This is a genomic window from Streptomyces sp. NRRL S-337 (assembly GCF_000720175.1).
GTDB classification, from domain to species: Bacteria; Actinomycetota; Actinomycetes; order Streptomycetales; family Streptomycetaceae; genus Streptomyces; species Streptomyces siderophoricus.
This window is the reverse complement of the sequence record NZ_JOIX01000206.1, coordinates 1-270: the sequence shown is the minus strand read 5'-3', so window position 1 is coordinate 270 and position 270 is coordinate 1. Positions and strand designations below refer to the sequence as shown.

Here is a 270-nt window from a genome sequence, read left to right as displayed (position 1 = left end):
GTTCAACAACCGCTGGACGCCGTCCGGGCGGAGCTGACCGACCTGCTCGGCCAGCGTCCAGCCGTTCTTCCTCTCCAAAGGAGCCAGCAAGCCCCGCAGATAGTCCAAGGCCCGGTCCCGTGGCTCCGACCTGCCGAAACGATGCCCGAACCGGGCATGCAGACCCGCTACACCGTCCGACCACGAATCGATCTGCTCAACCGTCAGCGACTTCTCACACAGTCACACCAACGAGCCCCACCCCACACGGTCACACCACATGCGGTTGCA

Annotated in this window: 1 pseudogene; it reads right to left on the bottom strand. The window is 64.4% G+C overall.

Going from position 1 to position 270, the window contains the following annotated elements:
• Positions 1 to 192 (bottom strand): annotated as a pseudogene (locus IG62_RS48125) (IS701 family transposase); the annotation flags it as partial.
• Positions 193 to 270 lie beyond the last annotated feature (78 nt).